Annotated in this window: 10 protein-coding genes and 1 pseudogene; 6 read left to right on the top strand and 5 right to left on the bottom strand. The window is 60.5% G+C overall.

The window, feature by feature from the left end:
- Nucleotides 1–54: 54 nt before the first annotated feature.
- The 5 genes and pseudogenes from RQ479_RS32360 to RQ479_RS32340 all read right to left on the bottom strand — a co-directional run bounded on the left by RQ479_RS32360 (nucleotide 55) and on the right by RQ479_RS32340 (nucleotide 3,678).
- Nucleotides 55–897, bottom strand: coding sequence for an alpha/beta fold hydrolase (locus tag RQ479_RS32360; RefSeq protein WP_376706329.1), 843 nt, complete (start codon nucleotides 895–897; stop codon nucleotides 55–57).
- A 394-nt stretch (nucleotides 898–1,291) separates the two neighbouring features.
- Nucleotides 1,292–1,467, bottom strand: a pseudogene (locus tag RQ479_RS32355) (hydrolase); the annotation flags it as partial.
- Between the two features lie 275 nt (nucleotides 1,468–1,742).
- Nucleotides 1,743–2,387, bottom strand: coding sequence for an NADPH-dependent F420 reductase (locus tag RQ479_RS32350; protein ID WP_376706274.1), 645 nt, complete (start codon nucleotides 2,385–2,387; stop codon nucleotides 1,743–1,745).
- 140 nt (nucleotides 2,388–2,527) lie between these two features.
- A complete protein-coding gene (locus tag RQ479_RS32345) occupies nucleotides 2,528–2,974 on the bottom strand; it encodes an Rrf2 family transcriptional regulator (RefSeq protein WP_376706273.1) in 447 nt (148 codons plus the stop codon).
- 83 nt (nucleotides 2,975–3,057) lie between these two features.
- Nucleotides 3,058–3,678, bottom strand: coding sequence for a DUF2076 domain-containing protein (locus RQ479_RS32340; RefSeq protein WP_376706272.1), 621 nt, complete (start codon nucleotides 3,676–3,678; stop codon nucleotides 3,058–3,060).
- 509 nt (nucleotides 3,679–4,187) lie between these two features.
- On the opposite strand from RQ479_RS32340, the gene RQ479_RS32335 reads away from it, so the two are divergent.
- The 6 genes from RQ479_RS32335 to poxB all read left to right on the top strand — a co-directional run bounded on the left by RQ479_RS32335 (nucleotide 4,188) and on the right by poxB (nucleotide 14,014).
- Nucleotides 4,188–5,519: a patatin-like phospholipase family protein gene (locus RQ479_RS32335; RefSeq protein WP_376706271.1), complete on the top strand. Its 1,332-nt coding sequence runs from the start codon at nucleotides 4,188–4,190 to the stop codon at nucleotides 5,517–5,519.
- Nucleotides 5,520–5,871: 352 nt separating this feature from the next.
- Entirely contained in the window at nucleotides 5,872–6,843 is a 972-nt protein-coding gene (locus RQ479_RS32330; protein ID WP_376706270.1) for an HlyD family secretion protein, read from the top strand.
- Nucleotides 6,843–9,182, top strand: coding sequence for an ABC transporter permease (locus RQ479_RS32325; protein ID WP_376706269.1), 2,340 nt, complete (start codon nucleotides 6,843–6,845; stop codon nucleotides 9,180–9,182). The genes RQ479_RS32330 and RQ479_RS32325 overlap by 1 nt, the downstream gene beginning before the upstream one ends.
- Nucleotides 9,172–10,149, top strand: a complete 978-nt coding sequence (locus RQ479_RS32320) for an HlyD family secretion protein (RefSeq protein ID WP_376706268.1) — start codon at nucleotides 9,172–9,174, stop codon at nucleotides 10,147–10,149. Before RQ479_RS32325 ends, RQ479_RS32320 begins: the two co-directional genes overlap by 11 nt.
- Nucleotides 10,150–10,477: 328 nt before the next feature.
- The gene (locus tag RQ479_RS32315; RefSeq protein ID WP_376706267.1) at nucleotides 10,478–11,992 is read left to right on the top strand and encodes a cyclic nucleotide-binding domain-containing protein; all 1,515 of its coding nucleotides are present in this window, start codon (nucleotides 10,478–10,480) and stop codon (nucleotides 11,990–11,992) included.
- Between the two features lie 300 nt (nucleotides 11,993–12,292).
- Nucleotides 12,293–14,014, top strand: coding sequence for a ubiquinone-dependent pyruvate dehydrogenase (poxB, locus tag RQ479_RS32310; RefSeq protein WP_376706266.1), 1,722 nt, complete (start codon nucleotides 12,293–12,295; stop codon nucleotides 14,012–14,014).
- Nucleotides 14,015–14,237 lie beyond the last annotated feature (223 nt).

The raw sequence follows: 14,237 nt of genomic DNA, 5'->3' as shown, positions 1-14,237 counted from the left end.
TCTGCTGTGATGCCCGACCCGACATCATTGCAGCCAGGCGCGCCGGCAGCGGGATCAGCTTTGCACAAAGGCCAAGAGGTCCGGATTGATGACCTCCGCATGGGTGGTCAGCATACCATGTGGGTACCCTTTGTAGACCTTAAGAGCACCATTCTTCAGAAGCTTCACCGAAAGTCTCGCCGAATCATCGATCGGCACGATCTGGTCGTCGTCACCGTGCATCACGAGTGTTGGAACCGTGATGTTCTTGAGGTCCACCGTCTGGTCTGTTTCCGAGAAGGCCTTGATGCCCTCGTAATGGGCCTTGGCGCTGCCCATCATGCCTTGGCGCCACCAATTCTGGATCACACCTGGGTAGACCTTCGCGTTCGGACGGTTGAAGCCGTAGAAGGGGCCGGTCGGCACATCCAGGAAAAACTGAGCGCGGTTAGCAGCGAGCGCTGTGCGGAAGCCATCGAAGACCTCGATGGGTAGCCCGCCTGGGTTGGTTTCCGTCTTCAGCATCAGGGGCGGAACGGCGCTGACGAGGACAGCCTTGGCGACGCGACCTTGCGGCTCTCCAAACTTGGCAACGTAGCGGACCACCTCCCCGCCACCGGTGGAGTGTCCGATGTGAACGGCGTTCGTCAGGTCGAGATGCTCGGCAACCGCCGAGGCGTCGGCCGCGTAGTGGTCCATGTCATGCCCATCGGAGACCTGAGAGGAACGCCCGTGGCCGCGACGGTCATGGGCGATCACGCGAAAACCCTTGTTGACGAAGAACAGCATCTGGGCATCCCAGTCATCCGAAGACAGTGGCCAGCCGTGATGGAACATGATTGGCTGAGCATTTTTCGGACCCCAGTCCTTGTAGAAAATGTTCACGCCATCCTTAGTTTCTACAAAGCTTCCGGTCATGGGTGCTCTTTCTTCGTTTCGGTTTGAGGTAGATGCTTGCTTTGCAAAAATCGGCACGGCCGTCGTCACCGAAAGTGTTGCGGCGGCGATAAGGGTCTGCCTTCGGGAAAACAGTGGCAGTAAGTCAAGGGGCATATTGTCTCCGGGTCCTTTGCTGCTCTGGTTCGTTCGTGGCGATCCGCCGAGATCGCTGCGTGGCTCTATCAGCCGGATTTCCGTGTAGGTCTTGATATCGGTGTTGAAGGCATCGCTATGCGTCTGCGGCAGGCCGTGCTGCGCTGCGCCCAAGGTCGTGCCCGGCAACAAGCACAAAGGCCCCCGCAAGCCCGACATGCTCGAAGAACGCATTCATGGCCATGGATTGCGGGGCCGGGCGGCAGTTCCCAGAAGCGCAGGGCGATCCATGTCGCGGCGAGGGTAAAGCGACCAGCGCGGCCTCGTTGCGCAATAGGACGGTATCGACCGACATTGTGGCAAAGGACATCTGCGACTGGAAATCGATCATGATCAGCGTGTGGTCCTCGGCGAAATCAGCTTTGAACCGGGTGTCGGAGTGGCATTCAACGGCATGATCATCCTCGTTTGCAAATGGATTGACGGTCGGTGTAGAGCCTTGATCCGCGAGCTTCTGCGCCTGCGCCTCTCTCCATCGAGAGCGTCGGGAAGCCTCGTTTTCCGTGAGGCGCACTGGATCACGGCTCGAAACTCAAGGCTTGTAGGAAGCGTCCGTGCTTGTGACGTTTCTCGCAGGATTGCGGACTGCTCAGCAGAGAAGCAAAGCCAGTGCGGTCCTGCGCCAGCAGCGCCAAGCGCATTGTTTCGAATTGGACGCGAAACCTGGATAGTCAGATCCTGACGAAATTGATGGCCGCAAGCGCACCAAACGGCAGCGAAGCCAGCGGTCCGCCGACGTCGAGCACACCGAGGTCGACCGGGAAATAGCCGGTCTGTTCGAGAAGCTTGCGGACCTCGGCCTTGGCCCCGGCATCGTCGCCCGAATAAAACAGGACCCTCTGGGCGCCCGATGCCGCTGGATCGCCCAGGACATTGACGTCGAGATGGTTGAATGCCTTGACGATGTGCGCACCCGGAACAAACTTGCGGAACACTTCGCTTGAATGCTTGCCCCCGAGATCGATTGCCTTGATGCCATAGGCGGCAAGCGGATTGTTCGGGTCCTTGGCATCGGGTGAGTCCGGGTCAAGAAACTCGACAGCATTGGTGCCGTCGATCACAATGCGGCCGTTCCAGGTCGGCAGGCCGGCCAGCGCCTTCTCAAGGTCGGTCCAGCGCAATGCCACCACGACAATATCAGCGCTCGCGGCTGCCTCCACAGTCCCGGCCTTGATCGAAGGGCCAAGTTCCTCGACAAGTCCCGCCAAGGATTCCGGACCGCGACTGTTTGCGATCGTCGCAGAGATTCCATTCTTTGCCAGCAGCAGGGCCACGTTGGAACCGAGTGCGCCCGCTCCGATGATACCAATGCTCATTCGTTACTCCTGTTGATAGGGAGGCCGAGTTTCCCGGAGGGGCGGCGCCCCAATTCTGTCCGTTTCCACCGCGCTTCCATCGAAGTAGTAAGGGATTATAGTGTGTCGATGACATGGTTGCATTTAAGTTCAAAAAGAACTCACCACTCCAGTGGAATGGTGAACTTCCCAAGGCGCGCGACCTCAGAAGCGATATCGGCGATTGTGACCTTTGCCAGTTCCTTCTCAAGTCCCTTCCGCGCGCGCAGCAGTGTCGGTCGCATCGCCTCCAAGATGTTGCCGCCGACAGCGCAGCTTTCGCAAGGCGGTGTCCGATGCAACGAGAACAACTCCGTGTCCTCGACGGCCTCGTAGACGTCCAGCAGCTTGATCTTCCTGGCGGGTCTCGCGAGCATCGCTCCCCCGCCGGCGCCGAGTTGCGACCGGGTCAGCCCCGCATCGCTGAGACGTGACAGCAGCCCGCGGATAACCACCGGGCTCGTATTGACAGAATAAGCGAGGTCCTCCGAACGCATCGGCTTGCCATCGCCGACCGCGAGTGCGGTGAGCGTGTGAACTGCGACGGCGAAGCGTGTGCTCGTTGGCATGACATATCCGAAAGTGTGTCACCGCTATTATTACACAAATTCGGCGAAGTCAACATGCTCTGCCGCCCGGACGGCAGAGCTAGTCAAAGGCCGTTCGGGTCGCTTGAGCCGTCACTATCGTCAGTCCAGTCTGGATCGTCATCATCGGCCGACTGTTGGCCGGAACGGTCAAACCGATCATCTCCGAGAACAGTCTCGTTGATGGTGGTGTCGTTGACGACGGTTCCGGGATTGCCCCACGGGTCACCGGCGAGATCGCCGACACCTCCTGACCCGCCATGCAGCAACGATCTCACTCCCTCGAAAAGGAGCGCACCGCCCGCAATGCCAGCGGCGGTCTGAAGCGCGCCGCGCAAGAACCTGCCCCTCTCCGCGCTTGGCAACGGCGTAGCATCACCTTGCGGCGCCGATGTGGATGGGCCGGTCGGGGAAGCGTTCCAGTGCTGGCGGTCGGCAGAGCCGAGAAACGACCCGTCGGCGCCCCTCTCAACTTGCCGCTGCTCGAGCGTTCTGATGCGCTGATCCGCCTCGCGCAGTGCCTGGTCTTGAACGAGGACGGACTGGACGAGCGCATAGGCTGCGCCGGGCGTCTCGCGCATCAGGTGGCCGATCAGTGTGTCGGCTTCGCCGTCGCGCCCCGCGGCGCCATGGCTGCGGATTCGGTTGAAGATATCCTCGATCAGGTTCTGCTCGGCAGGTGTCATGGTGAATCTCCGTACGCGGGCGCGAAATGCGTCATCCGGTCTTTCGTCATAGGGTCGGGGAAGCAACCATGTGGCTTCCTTCCCGAGTAGCAGACGTTGAACCGTTGACCTGCTCGCGGTAGCGAGTCTTGCGGGTCGTTCGATGTCCGATCTCGAACGAGTTCGAATAGAATATCGCCGCAGCCGGCGTGGTCTTCTTGGAGAACGCTGCTACGAGTAGGACGCTCGTGCCTCCGATTTTTGGATCTGATCGTGACGAGGCTGAGGATGAGCGCGATGCGACATTCGCGACCGGCGAGACGAGCGGGAGGCAACATGCCCGATCTGAACTGCTCCTGATGTCGATCATGCATGAGACGTCAAAATACCCAATGCTTTGTACAAGCCCGGAACACCCGCCTGTGGTCAAAGGATCTCTCGTAAGCACCGCCGGGCGTCGAGACAGTTGAGAAGCGACTTGCCGCAAGCCCCTCTCGCTTGTCGCAAGCTGCTTGAGAGAGGAAGGATCCATGACGACAGTCCGGACCGCATGGTCATCGGAAGGCAGCTTGTCCCAGTTATTGCCTTCCTGCCTTGCCGATTCAGCCCGTTCTGCCATCGCCATGCGCCTTCAGCATGTCTGCAACCCGTTGCGCAGCTCCAATAGAGCAGGAACGCTCGCGCGAGTGATCGCGTTTAGCCTCTGCACAACCCAGCTCACTGCATGCATTGCAGCCTTTCCGCGCGATAGCGTGCCCCAGCAATTTGCGTCGGCTGCCGAGCCGCCCGGCTACCAGCGTGACATCCGGGTCTGGGGCGATTCCTACGCCAGCTATCCGACCGGGCGACTCGTCAGGCTACGCGACGAGCGACTGAAAGCGTCGAAGACCGATCCATCCATAAACATGAGGGAGCTAAACGCTCTTACGCTGTCGGGCGGTGGCAGCAGCGGTGCCTTCGGAGCCGGTATTCTTGCCGGCTGGGCGAAAGCCGGGACCAGGCCAAAGTTCGACATCGTCACCGGCATCAGCGCCGGCGCGCTCATCGCACCCTTTGCGTTCCTGGGGCCAGCCTATGACGGCGAGCTCAAGGATGGGTTCACCGAGGTCAGCGACGCAAATATCTATAAAAGGTACAGTTTTCTCGGAGCGCTCTCCGCCGGCTCGTTCACCAGCAATGCGCCGCTCGCCAAAATGCTCGACGAACACATCACCGACCAGGTGCTTGCGGCCATCGCGAGTGAGTATGCCAAGGGACGCCGCCTATTTATCGGGACGACCAATCTCGATGCAGACCGCGCCGTCATCTGGGACATGGGGGCCATTGCTGCTAGTGGGCGGCCGGATCGCAAGAAACTGTTCAATGAGGTCATTCTCGCCTCCACGTCCGTTCCCGGCATCTTTCCGCCTGTCAATCTGGAAGTGGCCGCAGCCGGCAGGACCTATCACGAGATGCATGTCGATGGCGGCACTGCCAACGAGGTCTTCCTCATGCCTGCAGGGCTTACGCTCGGGGAACTCGACAAGACCTTCCACACCAGGGTCAAGGCGCGGCTGTACGTGATCCGCAACGGTCGAACCACGCCGGAGTACAGCTCGGTCAAGGCCACCTTGCCGGATATTGCCGAGAAGGCCGTCTCGTCGCTGATCAAGACGCAAGCCATCGGCGACGTCTATCGGCTCTACGCAGACGCCGAACGTGATCGGATTGACTTCAACTACATAGACATCCCGGCCGACTTCACTGTTGAAGCCAAGAGCCCGTTCGACAACAAGTTCATGCGTGCGCTGTACGCAGAAGGCTACGAGATGGGTCGCAACGGCGTGCATTGGAAAAAAATACCGCCTGGATTTTTGAGATGAGCCTACTGGAGAGGGGTGGTGATGGGTCGACAGCCTTCGAAGCCACGCGTCCCGACGAGCGGGCAGGCTCATTTGAGAGAGCAGGCCGAGACGACAGACACGATGACAATCGCCATCAAGCATTGTCCAGACCAAACGGAGACACACGGTGTCGGACATGTCGCGTGACCCGATAGGCAAGACTTTAGATTCGACCGATCAGTCATCGCCGCCCGGTCGCATTGCGATGGACGCCCGTGTTGAAGGTCTTGGAGCTTCGGACCGAAGCCCTCAAGCTGAATTGCCGCAATCGGATCCTCGCGCGCCCACACCAGTACAACTCCCAGCCGCCGAGCCTCCCAAAACCTCGAAAATGGCGGCGATCATTGTTGCGCTCAGCGTGCTGGCGATCGTCAGTTTGTCATTGTGGTATCTCGTTCGCCCGCAGCCGCTGCTGGTGCAAGGCGAAGCCGATGCCACCCGCGTTGACATCGCGGCTCGTGTCGATGGCAGGGTCGGACAGCGGCCGGTTTCGCGCGGCGACAATGTCACGGCCGGACAGCAACTGGTGGCGATCGAAAATCCGGAGCTGTTGACGCAGCTTCACGAGGCGCAGGCCGCAAGGATCGTCGCCCAGGCCGACTTCACCCGCATCCAGGTCGGCACGCGCGCCGAGGAGGTCGCGGAACGTAAGGCTGAGGTGGCGTCAGCGCAGGCCAGCCTGACGCTTGCCCAGCAGACATATGACCGGGTCAAGCAGGTTGCCCAGAGCGGCTTCGAATCGGTCGAAAAGCTTGATGAGGCGACCGCGTCGCTCGACGTAGCGAAGCGAACATTGGAGCAAGCGCAACTTGCCTACCAGGAAGCTGTCGCAGGCCACACCCCTGAAGAGCGCGGCGTAGCGCAAGCTGCTGTCGCCAAGGCCGCGGCCGCGATCGCGACCCTGCAGGCGCAGGTCGACGAAATGACCGTCAAGGCGCCGATTGCCGGGCAGGTCTATCAGGTCGGCGCCGAGGTCGGCGAATATGTATCGCCTGGGGTGCCGCTGCTCTCGCTGGTGGATCTCAATGACGTCTGGGTGCATTTCGATCTGCGCGAGGATCTGGTTAAGGGTCTGAAGGTAGGGGATCGGTTCACAGTCAAGATCCCGGCGCTCGGCGACACGCCCGTAACCGTCGAGGTGCGCACCATCGCAACCCGCGGCGAATATACCGGCTGGCGCGCGACGCGCGCGACCGGCGACTTCGATCTCAGGACCTTCGCGGTGCGGGCCTATCCGGTCGACAAGCTTCCCAACCTCAGGCCTGGCATGAGCGCCTACGCGGATTGGAACGAGGCGCGCTGATGCGGGGAACCCGTCGCTTCGGCATTGTCGATGTCGCTTTCCGCGAGGTGGCCTGGATCTGCCGCGACAAGGTGGCCCTTCTGCTCGTCGTCGTCATCCCGTTGATTGCCTTTGCGGTCCTTTCCGCAACGTTCAGCAATGCCGTTATCCGTGACCTGCGGGTCGACGTTGTCGATCAGGACAGGACGAAGACCTCGGAGGCCTTCGTCCTGGCGATCAACTCGGCACCGAGCGTTGCCGTCGCGAGACGTTCCTCCGACCTCAATGGAGCCACGCATGCCATTCGCTCCGGCGACGCCATAGCCGCGGTTTATATCCCCGCGAATTTCGAACGCGACATCATGGGCGGGCGCCGGCCGCAAGTCGTGATCTTCTTCAACAAGCAGTTTTTCACGCCTGGCAATGTCGCCTCGAGCGCGCTGCAGGCGGCGATATCGGCGGCTGTCGCCGACCTGCCGGCTGGGCCGCCCAGCACGGCCTTCACGCCGGGTCCGCTTGTCGTCGAACAATACGTTCTGACGAATCCGGCGCTGAACTATGCGCAATTCCTTTTGCGGGCGATTCTGCCGACCGTACTCCACATCGTGATCGCAATTTCCGCCGGCTATGCGGTCGGCTCCGAGTTCGGATCACGCAACATGCACGAATGGCTGGCGACGGCTGGGGACAGCATGCTTGTCGCGCTTGTCGGCAAGCTGGCTCCCTATTTTGGCATCTTCCTCGTCATGATGGTGGTCGGGCTGGGCATCATTCACGGCATCTTCGATATACCCTTCCGCGGCGACCCGCTGCTGATCGGCGCCGGCGCTTGCCTACTGATCATTGCCTATCTGTCGTTGGGCGCGCTGCTGCAGCTTCTCGCCAAAAACCTTGCCTTTGGTCTCAGCCTGACCGGCATCATCTGCTCGCCGGCGTTCGGCTTCGCCGGTGTAGGTTTTCCAGTGCTCGCCATGAACCTCTTCGCCCGTAGCTGGGGTGCGATCTTGCCGCTGCGCTGGTACATCCAGATCCTGTTCGACCAGGCGGCTCGCGGCGTGCCGGCAGGAGATTCCGCCGAGCCTTTCATGGTGCTGGGGGGATTGGCCGTCATCTATTTCAGTTTGGCTTGGCTGAGACTGCGCGCCGTCGGCCATGACCCGCTGCCAAAGCCGACCGAAGCCTCTCGGCAATCTGACCTGGCCAGGATCGGCATCGTTCGAGCATTCACCGACGAATATAGTCGAGTGATCCGCGACCGCAGCGCCTTCAGCCTGATTGTCCTGGCGCCTATCATCTACGGCGTATTCTACCCGCAACCCTATCTTAGCCAACTTATCAAGGACATCCCCATTGCCGTCGTGGATGACGATTCTTCCGACGTTAGCCGCACGATCATCCAGGCAGTCAATGCCGACGAAGCGGTGAAGGTGGCGCTTCGTCCGGCCACGTTGGCGGACGCGCAGGCCGCGCTCGCACGTCGGGAAGTCTTCGGCATCCTGAGCATTCCGGCAGGAACTGAGCGCGAGATCCTGAAGGGCGATCAGGCCAGACTCCCTGCCTATGTCGATTCAGCCTACTTCCTGCTTTACAACCGGACGCTGGAGGGCATTCAGGAAGGAGTGGGTGCGGTCGCGACAGATCTTGCGGCGCGCAGCGCCCGCCCAGATGGAAGCCTCTATCGAGCAGCTCTCGCAAAGACCTCGCCTGTGGAGATCTTGAACCAGCCTCTGTTCAATCCCACCGGCGGCTACGGCAGCTACATCGTCCCGGCCGCTTTTATGTTGATCCTGCAGCAGACGCTGCTGATGGGCTCGGCGACGCTGGGTGGGGTGGCCTACGAGCAGGGCGGACGCAGCGCTCGCCGTCGTCGTGGCGCCGTGTCAGCGGTGATCGGTCAAAGCCTCGCGCATCTGCTGCTGACGTTGCCGGGCTTCGCGCTATTCCTCGTCGTGCTGCCGAGGATGTATGGTTTCTCGGCAAACGATCATGTGCTCGACCTGATCGTCCTGGCCATTCCCTTCATCCTCTCGGTCAGCCTGCTCGGCCAGTTCGTCGGCAGCTGGTTCAAGCGTCGCGAGACTGCGGTTCTGCTGTTTGTTGCGGTCAGTCTTCCGATGTTTTTTCTGGTTGGCGTCGCATGGCCGCTGGAAGCGATCCCGCCGATGCTTCGAACGGCCAGCTTGATCCTTCCAAGCACCTCCGGGATCGATGGCCTGGTGCGGGTAAACCAGATGGGGGCGACTTTGACGGACGTCTCGAAAGACTGGGTGCGGCTATGGGTGCTGACAGGCGTTTACGGAATCCTCGCCATCGCGTCGGCCAGGATCACTGCTGGTTGGAGGGAACCTGATGCTCGCTAGATCGCGATGTAGTTTTGCAATCGCACTGGCTGCGGCATGCGCGATGATGTGCAGCGCCTGGCAGGCGTCGGCAGAACAGGCGACGCCCCTGATCGCCGGCATGGTCCGGCAGACCGAGATTCGCATCGCGCCCGATGCTACGGGTCGTCTGGCGTCGGTGCCCGTCAAGCCGGGCCAGCATGTCCACAAGGGCGATCTTCTTGCCGTGCTCGATAATCCGGAACTGACGGCATCCGTTGGTGAAGCCAAAGCCGCCGCGGCGAGCGCCAAGGCGCAGCGGGACAACGTCTATTCGGGTGTGCGTCCGGAAGAGGTGGCAATCGCTGCACAAGCCGTGCAGACATCGCAGGCCAATCTTTTGCTCGCCCAGCAGCAGTATGACCGTGCGGTGGCACTTGCCGGCAAGGACTTCGCCAGCAAGCAAGCGCTCGACACGAGCACGACCTCCCTCGCGAAGGCGAAAGCTGATCTTGATCTCAAGCAGGCGCAAGCGGCCGAAGCAACCGCGGGTCCTACCGCCGAGCAGCGTGCCCTGGCGGATGCTCAAGTGGCGTTGGCCGAGGCGACGGTCGCGAATCTGCAGGCCCAGTTGGACAAGACCAGAATAACCGCACCTGCCGACGGAAAGGTCGGCATACACATTGCCGAGCCCGGTGAGGTCATTGGGCCGGGAAAGCCAGTGATGACGATGGAAGCGGATGGTCAGGCCTGGTTCGCTTTCACCTTGCGTGAAGACGATCTGCACGAGATGACGCTCGGGAAAACGGTAGTGCTGACGGCGCAGGGCGGGCGTCAAATCGATGCTCGCGTAACGGAACTGCGTCCATTGGGAGAATTCGCGACCTGGCGCGCGGCCCGCGCCGTCGGCGACCATGATCTCAATTCGTTCCGAATGCGCCTTGATCCAAGCGGCAGTGCGGATGGGCTGGAGCCCGGCATGACTGTTTGGCTCACCGCCCAACCGTAAGTCCCCGAGGTTCGTCGGATGAGGTCGGTCGTGGCCGCGACAGGAAGGCCCGGAAAGTTGTCGTCGGCTTGGCGCGCCATACTCAGAAGAGCAATCGTCCGCGACCTTCCGGTCGAGGTGGTCGATCGAGACGGATCGAAAGTCTCTGAAAGGTTCGTGGACGCGATCCGTTCATCACCGTCTGCTTCAACCAGCAGTTGTTCGCAGCCGCAATATGACTTCCAACCCAATTCAGGCAGCAGTCTCAGCCAATCTCGAGGCGAGCCTGCACAGCGGGACTTTCATACCGGGTCCTCTTGTCGTTGAACAATATGTGGCTCGCAATCCCATGGCTAACTACGCACACCTATCCGAAATCATGGCGGATCCCACCGTCCAGACCGGAGTGATCGCTGCGATGGGCGCACTGGTTACGCACATTCTGCTTCGCGGCCACCCAACTCTTCGCCTTGTCGGTCAGCTGGCGTTCTTTTTGGCGCTCACGGCGCTGCTGCTGTATCACGGGATCATCCCGTATGAGGTCGATCCGGCCAGCACCTCCACGTTGCAGCGCGTGTTCATAGGCATCGTCAAGGTGATCTGGTGGATCAACGCCGCATGGTCCCTGATGGGCGTGGTCCGCGTATTTCTCATCCTCGAACACCAGCCACGTGAGGGACGGCTTCTTCAGGAACTTGTTGTCGGCGTCATATACGTGGCAACTGTCCTCTCGATCATCGCCTACGTCTTCAATGTCCCGGTCGGCACGCTGATAGCCACATCCGGAGCGGTCGCCATTGTGCTTGGCCTTGCCTTGCAGAGCACTCTGGGCGACGTGTTCTCGGGTGTTGCGCTCAACCTCGCCAAGCCCTACGGAATCGGCGACTGGCTTGTTCTGAGCAACGGCTTCGAAGGCAAGGTGGTCGAGACGAATTGGCGGGCCACCCATCTTCTGACGGGTACAAACGATCTGGTGGTTGTCCCCAACAGCGACCTCGCAAAAGCAAGGCTGACCAATCTCAGCAGTCCCGAGCGGAGCCATGGCGTGACGCTCACGGTTCGTTTTCGGCCAAGCACTGCACCGTCGACGATGGCCGACGTGATGCGCTCGGTTCTCCTGAGCAGCAATTCGATATTGGCGCAACCCGAGCCGAGTGTACAAATAGTGTCGCTGGACGGAGGCGCGGTGGAACTGGAGCTTGCTTTCAGGGTCGCAGACAGAGCCCTTGCCGGCAAGGCGAAGAGCGAAGTCTTCGACCTGATCTTCCGTCATGCAAAGGCGGCCGGACTCACTCTTGCTGCGCCCTTGGGAGCTGGTGGTCTGGCGTCCCCGGAGCCGAACGACGTCGAGGTGCCTTTCGGCTTCCACACCACGCCACGGCGTCTTCTGGACGCGATCCCCCTCTTTGCCTCGCTGACGGAGGATGAGAAGGAAGCGCTCGCTTCGACAATGACGCGCCGCACCTTCCGAAAAGGTGAGACCCTTGCAGAACAGGGGGAGGTGCTGAAGTCGCTTATGATCGTTCGCAGCGGCGTCGTAACCGTAAATCGGCCCGACGGCGCGCGCGAGACGGTACTGGGGCGTCTTGCGCCAGGTGACTGCCTCGGCGAAGGCGGTCTTCTGACGGAAGCCGGTGAGTTGGGCAGCGTCAAAGCCCTCACCTTCGTGGTCGTTTATGAGATCACACAGGAGGGCTTGGCGCCGTTGATACGCGATCGCCCCGCGATCGCCGACGAGTTGGCCTTGCTGCTCTCGAAGCGAAACGCATCCGAACAGCTCCGGCTCGGCCGGGGCGACGGAGCGGATGCCGCGACGACGATACCGCCGCTCCGCGCGCGCATCAGGCAGCTGTTCAATCTCTGACACAACCAATCAATCCTTGATCGCCGCGCGAATGTTAGCTCCGCCGAACGGTCAGCAATTCTGCGAGAAGCGTCCAAAGCGCAGACGCTTCCTACAAGCTTTGAGCGCACCTGGTGGTGCAGGATCGATCGCGCAGTTCTGCCGGTTGCGCGCGCGATTGGCTCTCGATCCGCTGAAACGGAAGCGAAATTATCGCCGACAGTTCGCCGCCGGAGAAGCATCCGAGTTCAACATAGGAGAAGCCCCCTGTCCTGTGGTCGTCGGCGGGGAGGATTTTTCTTGCGATAGGTGAGGAAAGTTGTGAGCAAAACTGCATCCGAATATTTGGTCGAAACCCTTGAGAAGACGGGCGTGAAGCGCGTCTATGGGGTGGTTGGAGACTCACTCAACGGCTTTACCGACGCGTTGCGGCGGCGAAAGTCAATCGATTGGATTCATATGCGCCATGAAGAGGCCGCGGCCTTTGCGGCCGGGGCTGAAGCTCATCTTACCGGAAGCCTTGCCGTGTGCGCCGGTAGCTGTGGTCCGGGCAACCTTCATCTGATCAACGGCCTGTTTGATTGCCAGCGCAACGGTGTGCCGGTTCTGGCAATCGCGGCCCACATCCCCAGCAGCGAAATCGGGATCGATTATTTCCAGGCAACACATCCGGAGAACCTGTTCAGAGATTGCAGCCACTATGTCGAGTTGGTTTCCAATCCCAAGCAGCTTCCACAGATTTTGAAACGGGCCATTCGGGTCGCCATCGCCAAGCGAGGTGTTGCAGTCGTTGTGCTGCCTGGCGATGTCGCGCTGATGAAAATTGATGCCGATGTGCCGGAATGGATAGCGCCGACTGCACCTGTCCTGCGGCCAAGTGAGGTCGATATCGGGCATCTCGCAGACTTTCTCAACAACGCATCGCGGGTAACCCTATTCTGCGGCGCCGGGTGTGCAGGCGCCCATGCAGAGGTCATCGAACTCGCCCGCAAACTGAAGGCCCCAATCGTTCATGCCTTCCGCGGCAAGGAGTTTGTCGAATACGACAACCCTTACGACGTCGGAATGACAGGCCTGGTCGGCTTTGCATCCGGCTACGCGGCCATGAAGAACTGCGATGCTCTCTTGATGCTCGGCACCGATTTCCCATATCGGGCGTTCTTTCCGGAGCATGCAAAAATTGCTCAGGTGGATGTGCGCCCTGAGGCGCTCGGCAATCGATGCTCGCTTCATCTGGGCTTGCTCGGCAATGTCAAGGACACGCTCGAGGCCGTGCTACCTTCGGTCGAGGAGAATAAGGATTCAAGTCATCTCAGCGATGCGCTGATCGATTACAGAAGAGCGCGCAGAAACCTCGACGCCCTGGCGGAAAGTGGTCCCAACAGCAACATCATTCATCCCCAATATGTCACCCGCCTTGTCAGCGAACTGGCGGCCGACGACGCGATCTTCACCTGCGATGTGGGAACGCCGATCATCTGGACGGCGCGCTATCTGAAGGTCAACGGCAGGCGCCGCATTATCGGCTCGTTCAATCACGGATCGATGGCCAATGCGATGCTACAAGCGATCGGCGCACAGGCGACCTATCCGGATCGCCAAGTTATATCATTGTCAGGTGACGGCGGCTTCAGCATGATGATGGGAGACTTTATCACGCTAACCCAGATCGGGCTTCCGGTGAAGGTTATCGTCCTCAACAATGGAACGCTCGGCTTTGTCGAGATGGAGATGAAAGCGAACGGATTTCTGGATACGGGCTGCGATCTCAAGAACCCCAACTTTGCCCTGATAGCGGAAGCCACGGGTGTCCGCGGCATCAGGGTCGAGAAGCCGCAAGAGTTGAAGGGCGCCATCGAGGCAGCATTGGCGCACAAGGGACCGGTTCTCGTCGACGTGGTGAGTGCTCGACAGGAGCTTGCCATGCCCCCCAAGACCACGCTGGACCAGGCCTATCATTTCGGGATGTACACGATGAAGGCCGTTCTGGACGGCCGGGCGACCCAGCTTGTCGACCTTGCCAAGGTAAATCTCTCCCGCTGACTGTGGAAATAGGGGAGCAGAGCCACGATTGGAACGAGCGTCCGCTCGCCAGTCAAGGCTGCTTCTGCGCCCGCCGCGACCTCTTCGTGGCGGACTTGCACCTAGGAGACGTTGCGGCGCCTAGGCAGGATTCAGACAAGCCATTGAGGGTGTCGCCCATGAAACCGCAGACGCCTGTCGCGTCATGAGGTCGGCGACTTTGCGGCCAGATGCTGTGAACATC

Origin of the sequence: Mesorhizobium sp. ISC25 (assembly GCF_042295465.1) — a bacterium.
GTDB lineage: Bacteria > Pseudomonadota > Alphaproteobacteria > Rhizobiales > Rhizobiaceae > Mesorhizobium.
The sequence above is the reverse complement of the archived record's forward strand: the minus strand, read 5'-3'. Positions and strand labels throughout refer to the sequence as shown.